The sequence below is a fragment of the Sporocytophaga sp. genome, from assembly GCF_017745095.1.
Taxonomy (GTDB): domain Bacteria; phylum Bacteroidota; class Bacteroidia; order Cytophagales; family Cytophagaceae; genus Sporocytophaga.
This window is the reverse complement of record NZ_JAGHZZ010000018.1, coordinates 1-24,434: the sequence shown is the minus strand read 5'-3', so window position 1 is coordinate 24,434 and position 24,434 is coordinate 1. Positions and strand designations below refer to the sequence as shown.

Annotated in this window: 12 protein-coding genes; 4 read left to right on the top strand and 8 right to left on the bottom strand. The window is 36.9% G+C overall.

Going from position 1 to position 24,434, the window contains the following annotated elements:
- Positions 1–12 precede the first annotated feature (12 nt).
- Together J7604_RS20540 and J7604_RS20535 are read right to left on the bottom strand one after the other, a co-directional pair.
- A complete protein-coding gene (locus J7604_RS20540; protein ID WP_293900065.1) occupies positions 13–576 on the bottom strand; it encodes a DUF4136 domain-containing protein in 564 nt (187 codons plus the stop codon).
- 142 nt (positions 577–718) lie between these two features.
- Positions 719–1,630, bottom strand: coding sequence for a hypothetical protein (locus J7604_RS20535; protein ID WP_293900062.1), 912 nt, complete (start codon positions 1,628–1,630; stop codon positions 719–721).
- 165 nt (positions 1,631–1,795) lie between these two features.
- On the opposite strand from J7604_RS20535, the gene J7604_RS20530 reads away from it, so the two are divergent.
- A complete protein-coding gene (locus tag J7604_RS20530; RefSeq protein ID WP_293900059.1) occupies positions 1,796–5,323 on the top strand; it encodes an Ig-like domain-containing protein in 3,528 nt (1,175 codons plus the stop codon).
- Between the two features lie 174 nt (positions 5,324–5,497).
- Here the strand turns inward: J7604_RS20530 and J7604_RS20525 are convergent, their stop codons facing one another.
- The 5 genes from J7604_RS20525 to J7604_RS20505 all read right to left on the bottom strand — a co-directional run bounded on the left by J7604_RS20525 (position 5,498) and on the right by J7604_RS20505 (position 20,058).
- Complete coding sequence (locus tag J7604_RS20525) at positions 5,498–7,738, bottom strand: helix-turn-helix domain-containing protein (protein ID WP_293900056.1); 2,241 nt, start codon at positions 7,736–7,738, stop codon at positions 5,498–5,500.
- Between the two features lie 222 nt (positions 7,739–7,960).
- Positions 7,961–10,993: a PKD-like domain-containing protein gene (locus J7604_RS20520; RefSeq protein WP_293900053.1), complete on the bottom strand. Its 3,033-nt coding sequence runs from the start codon at positions 10,991–10,993 to the stop codon at positions 7,961–7,963.
- Positions 10,994–11,008: 15 nt separating this feature from the next.
- Positions 11,009–11,404 (bottom strand): DUF4907 domain-containing protein, encoded by a 396-nt coding sequence (locus tag J7604_RS20515; RefSeq protein WP_293900050.1) that lies wholly within the window; start codon positions 11,402–11,404, stop codon positions 11,009–11,011.
- A gap of 319 nt (positions 11,405–11,723) precedes the next feature.
- Complete coding sequence (locus J7604_RS20510) at positions 11,724–12,011, bottom strand: hypothetical protein (protein ID WP_293900047.1); 288 nt, start codon at positions 12,009–12,011, stop codon at positions 11,724–11,726.
- Positions 12,012–12,015: 4 nt separating this feature from the next.
- Positions 12,016–20,058 (bottom strand): gliding motility-associated C-terminal domain-containing protein, encoded by an 8,043-nt coding sequence (locus J7604_RS20505; RefSeq protein WP_293900044.1) that lies wholly within the window; start codon positions 20,056–20,058, stop codon positions 12,016–12,018.
- Between the two features lie 196 nt (positions 20,059–20,254).
- On the opposite strand from J7604_RS20505, the gene J7604_RS20500 reads away from it, so the two are divergent.
- The 3 genes from J7604_RS20500 to J7604_RS20490 all read left to right on the top strand — a co-directional run bounded on the left by J7604_RS20500 (position 20,255) and on the right by J7604_RS20490 (position 22,921).
- Positions 20,255–21,295, top strand: coding sequence for a type IX secretion system membrane protein PorP/SprF (locus J7604_RS20500; protein WP_293900041.1), 1,041 nt, complete (start codon positions 20,255–20,257; stop codon positions 21,293–21,295).
- Positions 21,296–21,424: 129 nt separating this feature from the next.
- On the top strand, positions 21,425–22,027 hold the full coding sequence (locus tag J7604_RS20495; protein ID WP_293900038.1) for an outer membrane beta-barrel protein: 603 nt from the start codon (positions 21,425–21,427) through the stop codon (positions 22,025–22,027).
- Positions 22,028–22,663: 636 nt separating this feature from the next.
- Positions 22,664–22,921 (top strand): hypothetical protein, encoded by a 258-nt coding sequence (locus J7604_RS20490; protein WP_293900035.1) that lies wholly within the window; start codon positions 22,664–22,666, stop codon positions 22,919–22,921.
- Between the two features lie 343 nt (positions 22,922–23,264).
- Here J7604_RS20490 and J7604_RS20485 read toward each other — a convergent pair whose 3' ends face one another.
- Complete coding sequence (locus J7604_RS20485; protein WP_293900032.1) at positions 23,265–24,146, bottom strand: hypothetical protein; 882 nt, start codon at positions 24,144–24,146, stop codon at positions 23,265–23,267.
- Positions 24,147–24,434: the final 288 nt, after the last annotated feature.

The following is a 24,434-nucleotide window of genomic DNA, read 5'->3' as shown; positions in this document are numbered from 1 at the left end:
AATCAATGAGGGTTATTTCTGAGGGAAATCTTTAAATCCCTTCTGAACAACTCTATTTACTTCTTTATCCTGTTTTTTGGATTTATTCTTAACCTCGCCTGCGCCATATACCCTGTAAACCAGATCATCTGTTTGGGCATCTTTTACATCGATCATTAAAGTTCCTTCATTATAGGTATTTGTCCAGAAATCATTATACGAATCTGCCCACCATCCATCGGCTACATATATACCTGGACCTGCAAAACCAGGACCAGCATCTTCAAGTTCGGTTTTCTTCTGAGCTCCTGCTGTATAAGAAATTACAAGATCAGGATTATTATCATCTCTTCTTAATCCTTTTGCTGTTAACTCAGAAGTAACTGCGTTATCAACCCTGTTATCCATAATGGTATTATTCGTTTCAGTCTTTCCCTGATTTATAACCGTTCCGGGTTTAAATCCAAAGGTTTTAAACTGACTGAAATCAGCATTCGGATCCTTATCTGACGAAACTTGAGCGAATACGCTTGCTACACAAACAAACAGCATTCCAAACATCAAAGATACTTTATTAAATATATTGACCTTCTTCATATTTATCATTTTTAGAGCTCCTGCTCATTTTGAAAACTGTCAATAATTTGAAATCGTTATGCAAACAATTTTAACAAAACAAATCTAGTTTGCACTTATTCAACTTAACAGCTCAATATCAAATGATATCATTGGAATAAGACTAGAATCTCAAAGCAACCTGACCGGTAACAGCACTGATTTTATATTTAAAATAACCGTTTATATCCTCTTCAGGAACATTGTTGACATTGGCCACGAGGTAATGATAGTAGAATGAAAGACCTAAATTTTCGATTGGATAGATCTCAATTCCAGGTCTGACTTCCCATACTTTAAAATTCCAATCATTTACGTTAAGTTGAAAATAATCTCCTATACCTCTCAGCACAACATGCTTACCAAGATTAACCAAAACATGCACACCAGGAAGAGGAACAGGAGCCCAGTATTGTTTAGTAACCCCATAACTATAGCCATTCAAATGTGCTTCAGCTCTAGCATATACATTAAACGCTTTAGCTCCAAGCAAAACACCTGCTTCCCATAGTGGAGTTTTAATAATAGAAAATCTATAATCTAATCCATAAGAAGTTAGTCTGAATTTAGCATCAAGTCCAGAATTTACATAGAACGTAGTATCACCGAAGGATACAGTCCTATCAAGAACCAAAGAATTTTTTCTTGAAAGGTTAAAAAATGAGGCCGCTATTTGATGACGTTTTCCTATTCTGAAGATCACGTCAGCTCTTGGGAAAAATTTATTATTACTTAAATCAAAATCCCTTTCAAGATCAATATCTGTACCTTCAAGTTCTGGAGAATTAAGCTTGATAGAAGCATTATTATAAGCCCAGAAACCTCCAAGCTGAACTGTAAGAAAATAATCATGAAATCCATCATCCTTCCCTTTAAAACCGGATTTATATGTTAACCCAACCGGGGCATTCTCTTTATTATTCTTTATTTTATTCTTCTTTTTATTTTCCGGTAATTCATCTCCTCCAAAAGAATAAGACACACTTGACAAAAATAAAATTATTATTAGCAATAATATATTGTTATTAGTTTTCATAGTATTTCGATAAAACACAGGATTTACAGGCTTTTCAAAAGTATAACGACCCTCGTTTTCCGTTTGTTTAAAGTTATAATGAAGCAATGGTGACATAAAATGCCTTTCCCTACCAAAAACATTCCTAAAAAAATGATGGTTACACACTAGTAATCTTACCGATCCATGAATTATATATTTACTAAATCAACAACATTCCTATATCTTTTCATTTGTCCTTTAATCTTACTATCTCAGCCTTCTATTACAGGAGAATTGAAACAATGGCATAAAGTAAGTTTGACTTTTACAGGACCTTCAACTGCTGAAAAAGATGTTATCAATCCCTTTAGCGATTATAGATTAAACGTATATTTCACTTCAGGAAATCATACCTATATCGTTCCAGGATATTATACAGCAGAAGGTAATTCACACAATACTTCTGACAGTACTGGCAATAAATGGAGAGTAAATTTCAATCCCCCTACTACCGGTATATGGAATTACAAAACTTCATTCAGACACGGCACAAATATCGCAGCTTCTTCTGATTCCCTTGAAGGAACTTCCATCGCCACTATAGACGGAACAACAGGATCTTTTTCTGTATCAGCATCTGACAAAAGCGGAAAAGATCTCAGAAGTAAAGGATGGCTTGAACATCATAATGAGCATTATTATAAATTTAAAGGAACTAGTACATATTTTCTTAAAAACGGAACAGGAAGTCCTGAAAACTTTCTAGCCTACTGGGAATTTGACAATACCCAGGATCATACTGGTGGCACAGTTAACAACCTTCCTGATGGTCTTCATCATTACACGCCTCATATTTCTGATTGGAATGCGGGCGATACTACATGGAAAAATGGTTTAGGAAAAGGAATCATAGGAGCTATCAACTATTTGTCATCAAAAGACATCAATGAATTTTACTTTCTCTTAATGAATGTAAACGGCGATGGACGTGAAGTTTATCCATGGACAACATACACAGAAACAAAACGCTATGATGTGAGCAAGCTCGATCAGTGGGAGATTGTATTTTCTCATATGGAAAAAAAAGGAATCGCTTTGCAACTTGTTTTCCAAGAAGCTGAAAATGATCGAATGCTCAACAACGGAAATCTTGGAATTGAGCGCATAATATACTATAGAGAGATGATTGCAAGGTTTTCACATCACAATGCGGTATTATGGAATCTTGGAGAAGAAACTAACAGGAGTACAGCCCAATTAAAAGCAGATGCCGCTTTCTTCAAAAAAAACGATCCATATAAACACCCTGTTAAAGTACATACAAAAGCTAATTCAACTTCACCGGATCAATTATATATACCTTTGCTAGGAGATATAAATTTTGACGGAACATCCCTTCAACAACCAAATACTGTTGGTCATAGCCTTCCAATAAAATGGAGAAACCTATCCGCACAGGCGGGATATAAATGGGTTATAGAACATGATGAAGTGAACGGAGGATTAAATCCGGATAGCCCTGCAGTAAATAACCAGGCAACATTAAGAAAAAATGTTTTATGGGGAAACCTTACAGGTGGCGGTGGTGGAAATGACTGGTATTTCGGTTATGACAACTCTCGAGCCATTGATGATTTAGATTGCGAAGATTTCAGAAGCAGGGACAAATTCTGGGATTATGGAAGATATGCACTTAATTTGTTTAACAACTTTCTTCCATTTCAATTCATGGAGCCAATGGACCAATATATTTCCAACAGCACTTCTAACTGGTTATTGGGAAGCAATACAGAAAAAAAATATGTCGCCTATCTCAGCAAAGGAGGCTCTGCGACAGTGAGTATCCCTTCAGGAAACTGGAAATATAGAATTTACAATCCTGTCACAGGAGAATTCACAAATCAATCTACATCATTAGTCAATCAAACCCTTACCTCTCCCAACAATAATGATTGGGCATTCTTCATCTTTTCAGATGAAGATACAAACATTCCTCCGACAGTTAGTTTGACGAGTCCAGCCTCCAATCAAACTTACGGAAGCACAGAGGTAATTAATATAATTGCCAATGCAATCGATGCTAACGGAACAATATCCAAAGTGGACTTTTTTCTGGATGGCACACCAATATTTACAGACCAGACTTCTCCTTATACTTATTCCACTACAGGATTAACGCCTGGCACACACAGCATCAAGGTAAAAGCAACTGATAATGCATTTGCATCAGCTTCAGATTCGGTGATTATTACTATAAAAGATCTCCCTAACAAGTTGCCTCAGATATCAATAATTTCCCCTGAAGACAGCTCGTCATTCACCCATGGTAGTACTATCAATATAAATGCATCCGCAGAAGATCAGGATGGTTTTATTAAAAAAATCAGTTTTATTCTTAATAACAATTTATTTTTTACAGATAGTATATATCCTTTCAATACTAACCTTTCCGGTCTTAATAATGGAAATTATATATTAAAAGCTATCGCATATGATGATTCAAGTGCATACAGTATCGATTCTGTTTACTTTAATGTAATTCAACATCCAAACCAAATACCTGTTATAACGATTACCTCGCCGGCAGACAACTCAGAAATTATTTATGGAACCAGCTTTTCAATCAACGCTTTAGCAGTAGACAATGATGGATACATTAAACGTGTAGAGTTTTTTCAGAACAACTTGCTTATTGGCACAGATAGCACAGAATCATATGTCATCAACGTTAACAACCTTCCACAAGGCACCTATCACTTCATTGCAAAAGCTTATGATGATTCATTGGCATTTGCAACAGACTCAGTACTTGTAAAGGTGATCAAAAAAGCAAATCAGTTGCCAGTTGCACATATTACTTCTCCTGCAAACTTATCCAACTTTAGTATAGGATCAAGCATTACAGTAACTGCAACAGCCAGTGATTCTGATGGAATAATTAAATTTGTGGAATTTTATATTGACAACTTATTATTAGGAAAAGACTCTATACCCTCCTATTCTTTTCCCATTCAGAATCTTCAAACTGGAACGCATAATATAAAAATAAAAGCTTATGATGATTCAACTGCTTATCAACAGGATTCCGTTCAGATTACAGTAACATCTGGTCCAGATTACCTGCAAAGCTTCACACTTATCAATGCGAATACAGAACTTCCTGTTTCCGGATTTGACCCCATACCTAACAACAGTATCATCAATAGAAATGTCACAGGCAGCAACCTGAATATAAGAGCCAATACATCACCTACCGGAATCGGATGTATTAAATTTGAACTGGATGGTGTAAGCGGAAGAATTGAAAACACTCCACCATACGCCATGACTGGAGACAATAATGGAAATTATAACTCATGGACACCTCCGCTAGGGGCACATAAGTTGAAAGGTTATGCCTATTCTCAATCCAATGCTCAGGGAACATTACTTGACACTTTGACTATTTTCTTCACAGTTACATCAACAGCAAGTGCCATTGAATCCAGTCAACAATATTTAATTTACCCTAACCCATTTGATAATGAGTTGAAAATAAAATTTATTAATGAAGAAGAAATTGTAACTGAAGCTGTATTAATTTCAACATTGGGATTCAAATATTATGCAGAAGTTCAAAAGACTAATACAGATACATTCAGGATTGTACCACCAGTGTTAAAGACTGGAATTTATATGTTGGAAATAACTACTGAAAGCGGAACCATAATAAGAGCAACAATACAGAAATAGCTTAACAAAAATACCCGGGAGAGATTACTTCCGGGTATTTACTTTTATTATCTATTGATTTTCTTCTGACAAAAAGATCTAAAAAATTTATTGCAGTCAGAAAAATTTTTCGAAGTAAATCTCAGATATAAGAACCACAAATTGGACTTAGAGTTCTATAGCTCTTAATGAATCCTAATTAATTCCTGCTGCCACTTTGTATCTCCAATTCATAACTGCATTTATTTCGCCATAACTATAATTTTCGCCAAGTCTGTCTTTATATACAGAAGTCCGCATATCTCCCATTTCCTCTATTACAGCTACAATAACTTTCAGCTTATCTTCCTTTACAATTTCCTCTACTGCTACCTCACCAGTAAGAATAAAAGAAACAAGGTGACCTTCAATAGTGCCTGGATTAAGACCTCTTTCTTCTGCTATTTTCTCTATTGAACTGCCTTGCTTGAATAACTCAAGACTCAACCTTTGTGTATCTCCTTTTTTGGCTTTCACTTTGGGCAATTGCTTCACCGTCTCTTCCTTCTCCGTTTCCATTCTATTTTTCCCTGATAGTTGTATTCCTCGTAACAAATTACCAGGATCTGATCCAGTAGCCAAACCTACGGTTAACTGCATAGCTTGTTCCAGCTGATATTTCTTTCTTTTAATCAAATCGGATACTTCGTTAAGATCCTGCAAGTACTGCTTTACCTTCTTCAGATTTTTCACATTATCATAATGTTGTTCAACAGGTGTGAAAAGCTCCTTCTTTATAGTATCTAAAAAATATTTTCCTGCAGCATCTACCCTTTCCCGTAAGTTTCCATATTTATTATCAGATGCTGTCTTCAAGAGCTGTTCCATTTGCCTTACAAATTTCTCGGCAATAATTTCCATAGCTTTTGCCTTTTCCAAAAGACCTTTTGCTAGTTCAGTGGCTTCATCCAGAAAAGTCAATCTTCTATCAAACATGCTTGTGTGGAACTGCTCCATAACATCGGAAAGTGAAGCAAAATTAAACACTTCAAGAAGTTTGGCATGAACATATTGCTTCTCACCTTCTTTAAGATCCTCATGAAGACTTATATCATCCCTCTCCAGCAGGGCAAACTCCAGCGCATGCTGGTCAGTATTTATAGAATCTAATCTTATTTTTGAATAAAGAACCAATCCATCCAGAGAAGTTAGGCGGCTCAGCGCTACATAAACTTGTCCAGGTGCAAATGATTCTCCGGCATCAACTATTGCTTTTGAAAAGGTTAATCCCTGGCTTTTATGAATGGTAATGGCCCAGGCGAGTCTTAGTGGATATTGTGTAAAAGATCCTAATACCTCTTCTTCAATAGCATCTGTTTCTTTGTTGAAATTATAGCGAACATTATTCCATGTCTCTTTCTCTACTTTGAATTCATCTTCATTAGCAGTAAAGCGCACATACACGGCATCTTTTTCCAGCTTACTTACAACACCTAATTTTCCATTGTAAAACTTCTTATTCTCTCCTTTATCATTCCTGATAAACATGATCTGAGCACCTTCTTTAAGCAAGAGCTCCACTTCGGCAGTTACAGTTTTTTCATTAAAGTCTCCTTTGATTTCTGCTTTAAAGATATGCGCTGCACCTTCCAGTTTGTTCAGTTCTTTCTGGTTGATCTCTTCTGCTTTCCTGTTATGAGTTGTAAGCGTAATGTATTCATCCTGTACCTGTGGCTTGAATTCAGGACGATAATAACTGTTTAGTAAATCCAGATCTTGCTGAAGAACCTTATCATTTCTAAGTCTGTTTAGCAGTCCGATAAAAACGTCATTGGTCTGACGATATATTTTCTTTAGCTCCAGATATTGCGGAGGTGCTGTTTTCAAAACCTGTGCATCAAAAAAGAAAGGACTTGAATAAAAATGTTTAAGTGTTTTCCAATCTTCCTCATTGACCACCGGAGGTAACTGCAAGAGATCTCCGATAAAGACTATTTGTACTCCTCCGAATGGTAAATTGAACTGTCTTCGAACATGTTTTAATATTAAATCTATCGCATCCAGCAAATCACTCCTAAGCATGGAAACCTCATCAATGATAAGCAGCTCTAGCTCCAAAAACAGCCTTCTTTTCATTCCCCCAAACCGAAGTTGTTTTAAAAGCATATGGCGGTTAAAGAAATTACCTTCAGGCATTTCATTGTTACTTTCTAGTGGTAAAAAGTTACCAAAAGGAAGTTGAAAAAATGAATGTAAGGTAACACCTCCTGCATTAATGGCTGCAATGCCAGTCGGCGCGACTACTGCCAGTTTCTTATGAGAATATTGCTTTATGTATTTAAGAAAAGTAGTTTTCCCTGTGCCGGCTTTTCCAGTAAGAAAAATATTCTGTGAAGTATTATTGACAAATTGTACTGCCAATTCAAACTGAGGATTAGTTGAATATGGTGTTTGCATAGCTGGAAGTTTTAAATTGAAAATGCTAATGTCTTAAATGTTATGTAAAAAGCAAAAAATTGATGAGAAGAAAATGAGGTTTTAATAACCAAGCAATAAATAGGATTATGTATCTAGTTTTTGCGTCAAAAAAATAGCCAGTTCGATATACAAACTGGCTATTATAAAATTTAAATGAACACTCTCACTCCTAATGCAAACGCCTATAAGACTTCAAGTAAATCAATTTCTAATCACAATCTTCCCGCTTCCTGCTTGTTGATTCTTATTTATAACTTGATAATAGTAGATTCCATCATGTAGATTTCCTCTTTCTATTAAAACTTCTTTCGTCTTAACATCAGGAATTTCCAATACTTTATTTCCTTGTGAGTCAAAAAGCAAAATGCTATAGTTCATTAAATTATCTTCACCGTTCATTTTTAAGACAGTAAAGTCTGTAAATGGATTGGGGGAGACTGAATATGATTCCTGGTTCAGTTTTTCATTTTTTAAATCAGTACACACATCAACTGTAACTTTAAAATTTATAGGTAAAGAGCTGCAATAATCATCTTCAACTCTTAGCTGATAAATAACATTTGCATCTGTTGCACCTGTGTTTAAAAGTTTATGCGGAGGAATCTCACCTTCGCTTTCTGTTAAATATCCAGATACTCCATTTGTGGATAATAAACTCCATTTAAAGGTAACATTATTAGGTTGTAAATTCATAGAACTGGTTGGCCACATCTGACCTGAACAAATAAGATCTTCCATTGGATAATCAAAGCTAACCCAAGGAGTCGGTCTCACAGTTACAATATATTCTGCCATCTTTCCAGGACAGGTTGAATAAGGAAGAATCTGAAAGTTAACCTCTCTAAGTTGATCGTCAGAAGTGGAAAAAGTCTGACTTGGAATATTACCGTTTCCATAAGAAACAGGAACAATAACAAATGGATTATCTAAAGTCTTCCATTTAAAACTTACTGATGGTTCAATAGAGGTTAACTGTACACCATTCCATAATACTTTAGAACAAACCGTATCACGTAAAATTGTATTAGCAACAACAGGAGCATTATTGTTTTCAATTACAATTTGGTTTTCAAATTCTTTGACAAAGGAAGGATGAGAACTAACAATTCTGATCTTATAGGAATTACTGCTTATTATTTGCTGTGGAATCTCTGCCTTTATTACACCTGAAGAATCACCGGAATTAAGTGTGCCTAGTAAAAGAGGAGAATTGAAACTACCGGAAACATCTGATAATTCAACATTATAAACATTGTCTGTATTATATAAAACCTTTCCAGTAGCAAACTTTACTTCAATAGGACTACCTTTACAGAATGTTGCACTATTCAGACTGTTTATATATAACTCACTTGGATTATATTGCCAGAAATCACCCATATCATCATTGTGAGCCCCCCCTGTACCAAGGAATCCTTTATTGCCAATGCCAAATCCAATAGCATTCCATCTGGTATCAGGAAAGTCCGCTTTCCTTGTCCAGGTATTGTTTGCGGGGTCAAATTCATAAAAATCAGACTGAGAATAAGGGTCATCTCCTGTACCTATATACCCCTTATTTCCGACATTAAAACCTACAGCACCACTTCTTCCAGTTCCCTTGAAATTGGCTTTTTGAATCCAATTGTCTATAGCTGGATCATATTCCCAAAAGTCTTTATGATGATTCATTGTACCTATTCCGGTCCCGATGTATCCCTTATTATTAATAGAAAAGCCAACAGCTTCTGTTCTTATGCCACCTCCAAAATCTTTTTTCTTGGTCCATTCATCTTTTGCAGGATCATATTCCCAAAAATCTTTTTCAAAATTTCCATTAATAGTGCCTGTTCCAATATAACCTTTATTATTAATAGAAAAACCAACAGCTTCATACCTTCCTGCTCCAGGAAAGTCTTTTTTTCTTGTCCAGACATTTGTTGCAGGATTATATTCCCAAAAATCTTTCATGAAAATATCTGAGGTTCCTGTGGATACTGAGCCAAGGCCAGTACCAATGTACCCTTTATCTCCTATTGAAAAACCTACAGCAGAGGTTCTTCCATCTCCTGCAAAATCAGCTTTCTGCGTCCAGTATCCTGTTTGAGGGTCATACTCCCAGAACTCTTTATAGTTTCTAAATCCAAAACCTGTTCCAATATAGCCTTTATTTAGAATTGAGAATCCTACACTTTTGGTTATCAGTTCATTGCCAAGATTGGTTTTTCTTGTCACAGCATTTTTATTTGGATCGTATTCTATAAATTCGTTTAAAATAATTGAAGAATATCCTGTACCCTGGTACAGTTTCCCTTCGATACTGAATCCTGCTCCATATTCAAAAATATATCCTAAATCAACTTTTTGTTCCCAGGTATTACTTGCAGGATCAAACTCCCAGATATACTGATCTCCACCGCTGACATATCCTTTATTACCTGCAGATATTCCTGTGGCAAAATGCTTTGGGTCTCCACCAACATCTGCCTTTTGAGTCCACATATCAAGAGTTGGGTCATATTCCCAAAAGTCACTTACTTTTTCAGGATCATCATATTCAATATTATCACCAATATTTCCACTGCCCAAGTATCCTTTATTTTGAATAGCAAATCCGCAAGCTCCAAATCTAGCCTTTCCTGGAAAATCTTTCTTTTTAGACCAGGTATCTGTACTGGGATTATACTCCCAGAAGTCATTGAGCGGATTACCGTTGGTTCCTGTACCAATATAGCCTTTATCTCCAATAGCAAAGCCCACAGCGGCCTGTCTGGCTTCCCCCGCAAAATCCGCTTTTTGCGTCCATTGGTTGGTTACCGGATCGTATTCATAAAAATCTTTAACTTTAAAACCTTTCTGATTATCATAAAGTACACCTAGGCCTGCATTTCCCGTTCCTACATATCCTTTATTTGATATACTAAACCCCACAGCATTATATCTGCCTCCGCCAATAAAATCAGCTTTCTGTGTCCATACATTGGTAATGGGATCATACTCCCAAAAATCAATCTGGTTTCCATTATCATTTTTCCCGGCTCCTATATATCCTTTGTTGTTAATGGAAAAACCTACAGCTCCAAATCTTGATAAAGGCGCATCAGGTTTATTGAATCCAACATGATTCTTTTTTGTCCAGGAGTCCGGAGTTTGACAAAAGGAGGGGTTAATAAAAGCTGTAAAAACAAACTGTAAAAAAATTACCCGCTTTATTAATGCTGAAAATTTCGAATTACAAAAAGTTAAAAGTTTCATATTAAAGTTTCAAATTTATAATACATTCATTCTTTTTAATTCTTCCTTACTTATACTGGGTGGAACTTCTCCATTTCTCATCTTGTGCATTACTGCTTCTGCCACCTTCTGGGCGCTGGCTTTGTTTTTAAATCCATTATTTCCTGCCATTCCTGGTATCACACTTTGATGGATTACCAATTTATCGCCCATAAATATATCATAGCCCCAGGTATTGTTATTTCCGGGAATAAGATTATAGTGCAATTCTGATTTTTTTATAGTTTCAGCAGTTGGGAATTCCGGTTGACTTGAAGTGGATGATTGAGCATTGCAGGGCCCAGCCAGTAAAATAAGGAAAACAATAGCTAAACCAGTATTAAGAATAAATACCTTAAACCAACGATCTGAACAATTCAAATATAATTTCATATAATAAGAATATATAAATCTAAAATTAACAAGAATACTTCTAATTATAACCATAAGGAGAACGTAAGTGGAATTTCATTTTATATTTCTGAAATCCAACAAATAGACCAAAAGAAGTACCCTTGATATTGAAAAATGATAAAAATTCCAAAACTAAAATAAGGAAATAGTTCTCTACTAATTAACTCCTCAAACTATAACCTACTTTCTTTTTACTTGTAAAATGAAAACGTTAATTAGTATTATTAAAATAAAAAAGCCCCTAAAATAGGGGCTTATCTTATATCTTTTGTGGGAACAATCTATAATCTTCTAGCAATCAATAATAATCAAACACTAACGATCTTTTCCTTTTATACTTCGTACTGCTTTTGGTATTCATCTTTGCAAGAGCAACTCTTCTTTTTTCAGCAAGTTTCTCCCTCTTCTCTTTCTTGTTTTTATTTTCATTCAACACTCTGGCTGTTTCTTTTACGTGGTAATTATTGCTCATATCCGACAAGCCCTTTTGTTTGCTTTCACTCAAGGAGTTACCTTTATACTGGTCTCTCATACAAGAAACAAAGCATAATACTATCAGGCATAAATAGAATGAATTTTTTTTCATAAATCTATCTGTCTACAGTTACACTTCCCTGCTCCTTAAAAGGTCCTTTGTATCTCTCTGTTAACCCTTCATAGTACAAAATCCATGGATAAACTCCGTTAGGCATCGGTTCTCCTAAATACGTACCATCCCATGCTTCCGTTGGATTTTCTGTATAAAAAATTATCTCTCCCCACCTGTTAAAGACAGTAAATTTGTATGCAGTAAAATATTTACCAAAGGTATTAAATTTATCATTGCTTCCATCGTCGTTAGGTGTAAATATATCTGGTACAAATACTCTTGGAGGACAGATATCTACCACCTTTATACTATCGAGATTTGAACAATTAAATTCATTAAAAACCTTCACATAATACATTCCAGGCTGGTTTACAACTTCCTGTTTATCTGTATTTCCTGACTTCGTCCACAGGTAATGGTCTGCAGGACCACCATCAAGTATCACAACTTGTTGAGTCTCTTTACAAAACTCCACAAGGTCATCTACCCGAGGTATTGGTTTGGGATGAAATGACAAATTAAGTTCATCATATCTCGAACATTCCCCTAACTGATATTTCACTTTGTAAAACCCTGGATCTGTAACTGTTATAGAAGAGGTATTGTACGGTAAACTATTACTACCTTTCTGCCAGCTAAAGCTTGCTTGTCCAAACACCGGAATATTGGAAGGTTGAGCATTCAGAACTATCTGATCTCCAATACATGCATTCTCATTCCCTAATTTTATATCAGGAATAGGGTAAATTGTAACATTGACCGAGTCTGTATTTGAGCAACCTAAATTACCCGTTGTTGTAAGTATAAGTCTTACAAATCCAGCACTTTTATCTTGAGCAGAAATTATATAAGATGCATCCAATGAAGAGGTATCAGGAAGAAAAACTCCTGAACCGGATGTTGTCCATCCCCCGCCAGTAGCATTGGTAACATTTCCTGACAAACTAATGCGCTCATTATCCACACATACTATCTGATCTGATATGGTTTGCGCAACAGGAATAGGTGCTATATACAAATTTGCTGTATCTGTCACCTGTCTGCAGGTGTTAGCCAAAATTGTCTTGTAATAGATTTTCACTAAACCATTGTCCTTATCCTGATTAGAAGGATAATAGACTGTTATAGTACTATTAGGATTAGAAAAAACACCTGTACCTGTAGAATACCAACTAGCACCAGATGCTATGGTATAACCTCCTGAGAATGCAATTGCATCCACATCGCGACAAACTGCCTGATCAGCACCAGCGACAACGTCCGGCAACGGGAGTATTGATAACATAAGAGTATCTTTTACAGGCTGACATAAACCGTTTCCTGTAGAAGTAACAATGAACATCAAAGGACCAGCTGAATAATCGGCAGCAGATAAAGTATATGTATTGTTTAAAGAGGATGCTGAAGAATTAGTGCCTGTTCCTGTTGAAGTCCACTGTCCGCCAGAAGCGTTATTTACAGTAGCATTAAGCGTAACACTTGTCTGCTTAGGACATATCAGCTGATCTTCCCCTGCATATATAACAGGTCTTGGAGTAATAGTTATCAGCATACTATCTACTCTTGGAAAACAATCACCATTTCCAGTTGTAGTAAAATAGAGCCGAACCGCTCCGGTATCTATGTCAGCAATGGAAGGATTGTAAGTAACATTCAACAGACTTGGATCCGGTGAAAAGCTTCCACTTCCGGAACTGGACCATATACCTCCTGCTGCATTTGCCACAGTTCCGCTTACATTAACCGGTGGATTATCAGCACATACTACTTTATCCGTTCCTGCATCTATCACTGGTGCAGGCTTTACAGTAACAGCAATATCAGCTGTTGCAGGAGGGCAAACTCCGTTACCTGTTGTAGATAATTGAATCTGAATATTTCCTGATGAAAAATCTGCAGGCGAAGGATAATAAGTAGGATTCAAATCAACATCAGAAGGAAGAAAATTTCCACTTCCTGTCGATGTCCATTTGATTCCTTGTGCTTTAGAATATTGTCCGCTTAATGGTGCTCCTGAATTATCTACACAGATGGAGGTAGCACTTGAATTAATTGTAGGTAGTTGTTGAAAGTCAACAAATAGGGAATCCCGAACAGGTTTACACGTTCCATTACCAGTAGAGGTTAATATAAAATAAACTCCATTTGATGTATCGGCAGGTGAAACTGTATAGTTTGTATTAAGAGCATTATTAGGATTAAATATTCCTGCTCCTGTACTTTCCCACATTCCTCCTGTGGCGACACTTACTGCACCGGACAAGTTTATAGAGTTTTGATTTACACAAATCAATTGATCTGTTCCAGCATTAATTACAGGAGCAGGAGTAAATGTAATAAGCAGGCTGTCTTTAACAGGATTACAACCCATATTATCAAAGGTAGTAAGGAATATCTTTACACTTCCAGCAGATGTGTCTGCGACAGAAGGTTTGTAATAAACAATCATTGAAGTATCAGAAGCTGCAAATACACCTGAACCTGCTGTGCTCCATTTTGCTCCGCCTGCAAGAAAATATTCACCACTTAATAAAACAGAATCTGCATCAGCACATATAATCTGATCAGCTCCTGCATTGACTATAGGACCTGGGTTAACATCTAATACAAGTGAATCAACAACAGGATTGCAAGTACCATTTCCCGTAGAAGTCAGATATATTGTGACCGCAGTATTGGCTTTATCTGTAGCTGAAAGAAGATAATCCGTAATCAGGTTATTGATATTTGAAAAAGTTCCTGATCCAGAAGTGCTCCACATTCCTCCTCCCGCATTGTATACTGTTCCGCTAAGTGAGCTTGTCATAATATCAATACAAATAGGGCCGGCAACACCTGCATTAACTAATGGAGCGGGAGTCAAGTTAATGACCATCTGATCTGACACTGCTTTACATGTCCCATTTCCAGTACTCGTAATGGTAAGGACAACAGAACCATTTGCTGTGTCTGTAGCGGATGGAATATATGCAGTATTAAGCTGTGCCGGATCAGGAGAGAATGAACCCGTACCTGATGAAGACCATATTCCCCCGGTAGCGACTGTAGTAAGTCCAAAAATATTTACCGCTTGTACATCTGCACAATGTGTTACATCAGGTCCTGCATATATTGTAGGTGAAGGTGTAATCTTTAGCACCATTTCGTCTGATACAGGATTGCAGGTTCCATTACCAGTTGATGTCAGTATCAGCGTTACTTGACCCGCAGCACTGTCTGCTGAAGACAGAATATAATCTGTAATAAGGCTTGAAGGTGAGGTAAATGTGCCTGAACCATTGGTAGTCCATGCACCTCCTGTGGCAACTGTTACAGCACCATTCAAACTTATCATTGAAGAGTCAGCACAAATAGATTGATCAGGTCCTGCATTAATTGTCGGGGCAGGTGTAAAACTTAATGTGATACTGTGTGATCGGCCGCTACATACACCTGTTGCATTCGCCATAAGCGTAAGAGTGGCTGTACCTGAAGTACGATCTGAAACCGATGGATAATATTCAACCTCATTTGTAAGTGGAGAAGGTGTAAAATATCCTGTACCTGTAGAAGTCCAAAGCATTCCTGATGTATTGGCAACCAATCCTGAAAGAGGTATTGCTGTTACATCCAGACACACCTCTATATCAGAGCCAGCCGAAACAAATGGCACAGGTGTCAGATTCACAATCACCTGATCTGAAACCGGCTTACACAAACCATTCCCTGTTGAAGTCAAAGTGAAAGTAACCTGATGAGCTGCTGTGTCTGCATTGGTAAAAAGATAATTTGTATTGAGACTGACATTATCAGGACTATACGACCCGGAACCATTGCTTGTCCATATTCCGCCTCCTGCAAATGAAACAGATCCATTCAGTTGAACGGAACTTGTGTCTCCACAAACAGTTTTATCAAATCCTGCATTCACTATAGGAGCCGGATTAATTCTCAAAATAAGGTAATCAGTTACAGGATCGCAGATAGTAGTACCGGTCGTACTTAAAGTAAGCATTACATTGCCAGCTACAGCATCTGCCGCAGAAGGAACATAAGTTGCATTTACTGTAATATCATCTGGAGAAAATACTCCTGTTCCTGTGGTTGACCATCTTGCACCTGAACTGTTGGATACCGTAGCCGCCAGAGGAACCCCTGCCGTGTCAGCACAGACAGTTATATCTGGCCCAACATTTACAACAGGGCCTTTAATAAAACTGATGGCCACATTATCTGTAACCTGAGGACAAACAGAATTAGCTATGGTTGTAATGGTTAATGCCACTGATCCTATTGTCAGTTCCGCAGCTGATGGAGTATAAGTTGCATTGAGAGTACTGTCATTAGGATAAAATGTTCCAGCTCCACCCGACCATCTTGCTTTGGCCCCTGAAGCCTGAAGCTGCACCGGGATATCGTTTTCACAAACAGTCTGAGCAGGGCCTGCATCAATAACAGGTATTTGAGTAAAGTTGATAGTCACTGCATCTGAAGTCGGGTTACATCCCGGCAATGGTGTAACAGAAAGCTGCAATGTAATGCTATGACTTGTAGTATCAGCAGTAGTTGGAAAATATTCAGTACTTAAAGCATTTGCATTAGTGAATGCTCCAGTTCCTCCTGTTGTCCAAGTGAAGGAAGTTACATTTGATGCCGTACCATTGATTTGTATGGAATTAACATCTCCACATAAGTTCTGATCCGGTCCTGCATTTACTATAGGTGCAGGTGTAATCTTAATCACAATATTATCAGAAACAGGAATACAAGTACCGTTTCCGGTAGATGTTAAAGTCAGGAATACTGATCCGGTTAATATCTCTGAAGCAGTTGGCGTATAAGTAACAGCTAAACCATTTCTTCCTGGTGAAAAGACTCCTGCCCCTCCTGTCCAGGTTCCTCCTGTTGCAACTGTTACAGAACCAGTTAAAGCAGTTGCCGGATTATCAGAACAAACCACTACATCCGGCCCTGCATTTATAATAGGTGCAGGTGTAAAGTTGATTTGCATCTGGTCTGTTACAGGAAAACATGTTCCGTTACCTGAAGAGGTGATGGTTATAGAAACCGACCCTGCCGCTTTATCGGCTGGAGAAGGTATGTATTTAGCATTGAGTGCCAAAGGTGAAGGACTGAAACTGCCGGAACCGGAACTACTCCATATCCCTCCTGTCGCAATGGATACAGATCCGTTCAATTGGACATCAGGCACATCAGAACAAACTGTAATATCAGGTCCGGCATTTATTGTAGGCGCGGGGGTTACCGTTACCTGAGTCTGAGATGATACAGGACTACAAACACCACTTCCTGTACTGGTAAGTGTAAAGGTTATCACATGAGGAGTTCTATCACCTGGTGATAAATTATAGTTGGTATTGAGGTTAGTATTAGAAGGTGAATAGCTGCCCGTTCCGGTACTCGTCCAGATAGCACCTGATGCGTTTAATACAGACCCTGATAAACTTACACTCCCTGCATCAGCACAAATTACTTTTGGAGGTCCCGCATTTACAACAGGAGCCGGTGAAATGGTAAGCTGCATGTTATCCGTTACAGGAATACAGTTGCCATTACCAGTACTTGTTAAAGTTAAAGTAATATTGCCTGAGGTTTTATCAGATGCAGAAGGAACATAAGAAGCATTAAGAGCATTAGCATTAGGTGTAAAAGATCCTGTTCCCGAAGTTCTCCAAGTACCACCAGATGCCACAGTTACACTTCCGTTTAATGCAACATTATTTGCAGTAGCACATATTGCTAGGTCTGGGCCAGCATTAACAATTGGCGCCGGAGTAATTTGTATTCTTAAATTATCACTTACCTGCAGACAAGACCCGTTTCCTGTACTTGTTAAGGTCAGGATAACTGAACCTGCAGCAATTTCTGCAGCAGAAGGATTGTATTGAGTAGCTAATGAACCTGCATTGGGAGAAAAAGTTCCTGTTCCCCCAGACCATTGTCCTCCGGTTGCAATTGTTACAATACCTGATAATGATACAGATGAATTATTGCCACAAACAGTTACATCTGATCCTGCATTCACTATAGGTGCTGGTGTAATGGTCACAACCATATTATCTGATACAGGACTACACAATCCGTTTCCTGTTGAAGTTAAAGTAAGTGTAACCTTTCCTGCGGTAATTTCAGCATTAGATGGTGTATAACTCGCATTCAAAGCGCTTGTAGAGGGATTAAATGTTCCTGCCCCACCGGACCAAACACCACCTGTAGCGACTGTGACAGATCCGTTTAACACAAGGCTGGGATTATTTGCACAGACAGTTCTGTCTGCTCCTGCATTTACTAAAGGTGCAGGTGATATATTAATCCTCACATCATCTGAAACAGGATTGCAATTACCATTTCCCGTTGATGTTACAGTAAGCAATACAAAGCCTGCTGCCACTTCAGCTGCAGAGGGAGTATATGAAGGTTGTAAAACATTTCGATTTGGCGAAAATGACCCGGTACCTCCAGTCCAGCTCACCCCTGAAGCCACAGAAACAGTAGCGGAAAGATTTGCGGTTGAATTATTGGCACATACTGTCAGGTCAGGTCCTGCATTAATGACAGGCGAAGGAGTAATGGTAATGAGCACATTATCAGAAACAGGAAGGCAAGTTCCGTTTCCTGATGATGTAAGGATAAGAGTTACTGAACCAGAACTGATTTCAGTAGCAGTAGGATAATATGTGGCATTAAGAGTATTGGCATTCGGGTTGAATGTTCCTGCGCCACCTGTCCATGTTCCACCTCCTGCATTTGTTACAATTCCATTTAAAGAAACAGATGCATTGTTAGCACAGATGGTTCTGTCGGTTCCTGCATTCACCACAGGAGAAGGCACTATATTTATTATAACATCATCCGTAGCAGGAGGACAACTTCCATTACCTGTAGTTGTTAATGTAAGTTTTACAGTGCCTGCTGTTATTTCTGAAGGAGAAGGAGTATAAGTAACATTAAGAGAATTATTAGAAGGACTAAATGTACCTGTCCCTCCAGACCATATACCTCCTGTAGCAACAGCTACTGAGCCTGCCAGTCCTACGGAGGGATTGTTGGCACAGCTTGTAAGATCAGGACCTGCATTTGCGGTGATAGGCAATTTATATGCGGTAACCGTTACCGTATCAGTTGCAGCAGGACAACTGGTAGCATCAGTTATGCGCACCCAATATTTTCCTTCTCCTACATTGATAGATTGTGTGGTTTCTCCTGTGCTCCACTGGTATTTATATGGAGGGGCTCCTCCTGTTCCATATGCGGTGATTGTAGCATCTGAATTTCCAAAACAAACTGTTGCGTCTTTAGGCATGATCTGCGCAGTCTTGTCATTAACAAAATATACCCTTGTGGACCTTGTTACCCGATTAGCATTACAACCTCCAATTGGCACACCACTTACCTGATAGTCTATGTATGGCGGCGCACCAGGTTGATAAGTTGCAGTTACGGTAGAACATGCTGCAGTACAATTTAGATAACTGTTATATATTGGATTGTAAGGGACAGAACTCCATTGAATAGTAGCAGGATCAAACCCTTCGGCAGTGAGTGTTGCGTTACAAGCGTCACTAACTGTAACAGGAGGAGTTACATTAGGTTTGGGAATAGAAACAATGGTATAAATATTTTTATTAGCTCCTGGTTTACAAAACGTAAGTCTGTGAGGACCTGCCCCATCAAGGCAAATATTTTCACCCACCATATGATAAGGTCCGCAATTGATCTGATACCCTAAAGAGCCTGGAGGAACGGCACCGGATGCTATATCAAAACGAATACCTTGTGCACCTGTATCCAGAGTAAGCACAAATTCAATACAACGAATCGGTGGACTGGCATTAGGATCCAGACCACAACATAGGCCTGACCTTACAACACTGGGACTAAACCATGCGCTATCAGCATTGCCAGACAAATCTACTACAAATGAAGGAGTAGAAGGATCACAAGAACTTAAAGGTGCTTGTGAGTATATAGGATTACTTGAAAACAGTATTAATATGCCTACTAACAGGCATATAAGATGAAGCTTATTTTTTTGAAAATACATTTACCCTTAAACGTCAGTTATACTTTTTATTACAAAGACAATTTCTCAATACAGATATGCAGCTTATATAATAAATGTCGTTACCTGTCTAAATCATTTTCCAAAATCATACGTAAAAAACTTATTACAAGATTGGATATCGGTCATTATTGAAAGAATTTACCATTACATTTCAATTATAAATAGGATAAAAAAATTGAATATTAGAAGTTTACAAAATCCATTCACTTTAATACTATGTTTAGTTTTATCAACATTTACTTTTAAAGTGAAATGTCAGGATATTCAATTTTCTCAATTTTATGCAGCCTCATTATATTTAAATCCTGCCTTTGCCGGCAGTGCACATGCTGACAGGATCACATTTCATCAACGATTGCAATGGCCTTCTTTAGAAGCTAAGTACACCACCTCTTATTTATCTTATGACAGATATTTTGAGAAATATAAAAGTGGATTTGGTGCATATATTTTAAAAGACTGGCAGGGAAAAAATTATATCAATTCAACTGAAGCAGCTCTGCAATATTCATATGAAATCGGACTTTCTGAAAACCTTGCTTTAAGACCTGCTATACAATTAGGTCTAATTAGCAGATCAATTGATTATACCAATCTTAAATACCCCGATCAATTTGATGACCAGGGATTAACAGGCAATCCCACCAACGATCCACATTATAATTCCAATAAAAAAACTTTTGCGGATATAGGATCAGGTATGGTTTTATATTCCAGAAAGATATGGGTTTCCTATGCAGGACATCATTTAAACCGACCCAATCAATCTTACTGGAATGAAAGAAGTCCTCTACCATTAAAACATTCAATTACCGCGGGCTACAGAATTGAAGCGATTAAAGGTGATACCAAAAACCACATGGGGTACGCAACACAATCACTTTACCTTATACCTACTGTTCAGTATAAGTTTCAGGGAAAGTCAGATCAACTGGATATGGGAGTGTATCTATTTTATAACGAATATGTTCTTGGAGTGTGGTACAGAGGTATTCCAGTAAAGAAGTATAATTCCGGACTTCAGAATAACGAATCTATGATCGTTCTGGCAGGATGGAGAATAAAGCAATTCAGGCTTACATACAGTTATGATTTTATAGTTTCCAAATTAAAAGCAGCCCGTCCTGCCGGAGCACATGAACTGAATATCACCTATATCTTCAATAAGAAGAAAGGTATAAAGAAACTTAAAGTATTGCCGTGTCCTGAGTTCTAATAATGCTCCACCTTTATTCTGTTCTTTTTTAGCGGTTTAAAAAGAACAAACTCCTTTCTTTGGATAAATCTTTATTGTTCAATAATTTTGTACTTTATTTTTAATTATTCAACAATAAATCTTAACACAATGAAGAAGATTTTTATTTTAATCTTAACACTTTTGCCCGTTATTACATTCTCTCAATCAATTGGAATTAAAGGAGGGATTAACTTTAGCAAAGTAGAAATTGTTAGTCCTTATATGAAAGATGTTAATTCTATATTTACGCCTTCTTTTGGCCTTGTTTTTTATCCTGGCATTTCAAAAATATTCGATATAGGAATTGAGCCCAGCTATTCAACATATGGATATAAGGGATTGGCAACTTTTACAGATATTAATGGAGCTGTCCTTTCAGATGGAATAGTCAGAGTAAAAGGCAAATATATTGAAGCACCGATAACCTTTAATATATATCCCCTTCATAAATCATTTGTATTAGGGGCGCACATAGGAGTTTCTCCTATGTTCAAAATAGGCTCATCTTCTTATTATCCCTTTGACCCAAAGTTCAATTCATTCTTAATTGCCGGCCTTGGAGGCATTACTTTAGGATGCAACATAAACGACAATATATATTGGCACCTGACGAGTCGTTACCAATTTACTTTCAACAATTTTATTGATAGACCTGTCGATAATAGAATAAAGGCTTTTAATACATTTCTGACAGTAGGACATAAGTTTTAACAGTTATCAAGATATCAGGCTGCCCTTCACCTAAGGCCTGTGGCACGCCTCAGAAACTTAATGAATCATTACTCTTTGTCATGTTGAACTTGCGAAACATCTGAGTTTTACAATGATAACTTAGCTATCTGGCAGATGATGATTAATATTGCAAGTTATTTGTAACTATCAGATCCTTCGCAGGGGTCAGGATGACAAAGGAAAATATACTCTCAAAGCCAAGCCTTGTCATGTTGAGCCTGCGAAACATCTGAACTTTCCAAAAGAATAAAAACTTACCAATCCTCATTATCTAAATATTATATCATTCTTTTTTCTTTAAACTTTTGACTTTCAACTTTCAACTTTTTTCCTATCTTTGCTCCGTTCAACCTTAACACTGTAATGATTATCGAATAGAGTCAGACATAAAGACTTTTACATATAATAAAATTGCGTTAGCATATTCTTGGGTATAGAAAACCGCGAATTTTCAGAAATACAAGAATAGCTGGTGTTCCGCTTTTGCGTGGGCTTAGCTATTGTATTTCGGGTTCTTCGCGGTACCTCTATCCCAGTAGCTACTGTTCCACGCTTTTTTATTGTCTTATTTTTTTAAACGCTTGCGGAACGAAGCACAAAACCCAACAAACATTTATGGAAACAAATCCATTAAAGAGAGTAGCTGTTATCTTACAGGAAGACACTGTACTCAATCAGGAAATCATTGATGAGCTGGATAGTCTTCTCAAGCTGATTACACCGCAGGACATGAACAAGGTGCTAATCTATGTCTTTTTCATGTACATCTACTATGCAGAAAACGATGTCTACTGCTCTGATCTGAAAAACACATCAGAGATCTTTTATCTGCTTATTGATTTCTTTACAAAGGCAGGTGAACTAAAGAAGTAAAAATTTTTAAAACCAGCTAAGTTATGATCCGATTATCCATGCGATGACTATCGAAGTGAGTATTGGTGTACCTCACTGAAGTCAACCACTCTGAACAATATCAGAGCTCCTTCTCTCCTCTTTGACTTTTTATAATGCAGGAGAACAAATAAAATAGTAAACTTTTAAAACCAGCTAGACTATGATTAGATTAAAAAATCGACAACTACCTGAATGATGTTTATGGAATACTATTGGCATCGGGAGAGGTGTCAATAGTGTTTTATTTTAACTCAAACCTATTTTTTCAATTCTACAAACAATCCAATCTTTACTATTGTAAAGAAATTATATATATATTTAGTCAAATTTCCCCTCTGCTATCCATCCATTCAGCTTTGAGAAAAGGAAAATTTTCTTGATTTAGTTTAGAATAATAAAATTCTTTTATTGGCTTTAGAAATATTTTTGATCTAAACATACTGCACGGTTCAATATCCAAATTATCATATTCGTTAGAATTCATATATTTTAACTCGTCCTCCGTCAATTCACATATTTGTTCTATAATCCCCATATTAATAAAACCAACATTAGTAAAGAATAAATTTTTAATGTCGTTAAGGTGCTTTATGTCCAATTCTGTTAAAAAAATCAGCATTTTAAGAACTTCTACTGCGTTATAAGCATTGTGAGCAAATTTCTCAATCTGAGATTTGTTTGGACCATATATTCTTATGAGCTTAACTATTGAATCTTTCTTTGCTTTTATGAATTGTTCTTCTGACATATCTGATGATTGCATAACATGAATTCTATTTTCATTCAGAAATGAAATTGCATCATTACCGATGTAGGGCTTTCCAGCATGTGTGATAGATAATTCATTTAAACATCTTTCAAATCTGTCTAGTTGATTATATACAAGACTTGTAGTTCTATTTATTAAAAACTCTTTTCTAGTTTCTTGCATTTCTGAACGCTGTAAACTCAATTCGTGTTGTTGATTCTTTAACTCGGATTTTTGCATCATAATAGTGACAATAACACCAGCTAATGCCAATCCTGAGAACAGGGCATTTAATGCTCCAAAAGTATCTCCAAAAGTGCCACTTTTAGACCAATCAGAAAAAAAACAGTTTATAAAAAATGGAAATCCAATTGAAATAATAAGCAATCCGATTGCAATCCTTATAAAAAATTGGGAATAATTAACTTCCTTCATTGCAGATTTTTCGATAGTCATAATTGTAGTCTATGTAATTAAGCTTATACAGATAAATGATGTTAGTATTGCCAAAGGCGGAAAGATTTTAGGGCACTCAATAAAATTATTAATATTAAATCACTACAATCTACCTATTAATATTTAGTACAATCACCCTTTTGACAATACTTTGATGCAGTAGCTTTTTTTATTTAAGTTTGAGTGCGTTATTTACCACATCTATTGGATTTGTACCTTTTTTTATTCGAATTGGAAAACCACTAACCTCTAAAATACTCGTTGAAAGATGAACATCAAGAAAAACAT